Source organism: Oceanicola sp. 22II-s10i, assembly GCF_002210105.1.
GTDB lineage: Bacteria > Pseudomonadota > Alphaproteobacteria > Rhodobacterales > Rhodobacteraceae > Pseudooceanicola.
The window spans coordinates 1-1,224 of the sequence record NZ_AQQU01000036.1; the positions used below are offsets into that span (position 1 = coordinate 1).

Annotated in this window: 1 protein-coding gene; it reads right to left on the reverse strand. The window is 64.1% G+C overall.

Going from position 1 to position 1,224, the window contains the following annotated elements; all coding sequences use genetic code 11:
* Positions 1-59: 59 nt before the first annotated feature.
* Positions 60-1,159, reverse strand: a protein-coding gene (locus tag ATO6_RS24705) for an IS3 family transposase (RefSeq protein WP_254919284.1) whose coding sequence is annotated in 2 segments (ribosomal slippage) — positions 60-901 and positions 901-1,159 — 1,101 coding nt in all. Because the reading frame shifts where the segments join, the coding sequence is not laid out codon by codon here.
* Between the last annotated feature and the right edge of the window lie 65 nt (positions 1,160-1,224).

The window sequence follows — 1,224 nt, forward strand, 5'->3', positions numbered from 1 at the left end:
TGACCGGAGACCCGACTCTCCTCCGGATTTCCGGAGAGTCCGCAGGTTGATTTCTGGGCCTACGCGGCGCGCATTGCCAGCCCCTTCTTCGCCACGAACTCGACGGGCGGGATGTTCCCCAGGCCCGAGTGAGGACGGTGGTGATTGTAGTCGTGCTGCCACGCCCGGATCTGTTCCCGCGCATCGGCCAGAGATGAGAACAGCGTCTCGTTGAGCAACTCATCCCGGAAACGCCCGTTGAAGCTCTCGACAAAGCCATTCTGCATGGGCTTTCCGGGCGCGATGTAATGCCATTCGATGCCCGTGCGCTGGCACCAACTGAGGACAGCCATAGAGGTCAGTTCCGTCCCGTTGTCCGAAACGACCATCGCCGGTCGGCCGCGTTGCGCGATCAGCGCATCGAGCTCGCGCACGACGCGCAAACCGGAGAGCGAGGTGTCGGCCACCAGCGCCAGACATTCCCGGCTGTAGTCATCGACCACGGCCAGAACCCGGAAGCGGCGGCCATCCGTCAGTGCGTCGCTCACGAAGTCCAGGCTCCAACGCCAGTTGGGGGCATCAGGCACCAGCATCGGCCTGCGCGTTCCCAGGGCCCGCTTCCGGCCACCGCGGCGGCGCACCTGGAGCTTCTCTTCGCGATAGAGCCGCCTGAGCTTCTTCAGGTTCATTGTGATCCCCTGCCGTTCCAGCATCACGTGGATGCGCCTGTAGCCGAACCGCCGCCGCTCGGCCGCCACTGCCTTCATCGCAGCCCTCGCTTCGGCATCATCCGGCCGCACGCTGCGATAGCGCACGCTCGACCGGTCCAGCGCCAGTGCCTTGCACGCCCGCCGTTGGCTCACCCCGTGGACAGCCACGACATGTGCCACCGCCTCCCGCTTCACGCCGGGCGCTACCACTTTCGCGACGTGACATCCTTCAGGATCGCGTTGTCGAGCATGGCTTCGGCCAGCAGCTTCTTCAGCTTGGCGTTCTCGTCCTCGAGCGCCCTCAGCCGCCGTGCATCCGACACCTCAAGACCGCCAAACCGCGCCTTGTATTTGTAGAACGTCGCCGCGCTGACCCCGTGCTTGCGACAGACATCGGCCGTCGCCATGCCCGCCTCCTGCTCCTTCAGCATCCCGATGATCTGTTCTTCCGTGAACCTTGATCGCTTCATTGTCCGTCTCCTGGTTGGGCCGGACTCTACCTCAAAATGGAGGAAGATACGGGTCTCAGGTCACT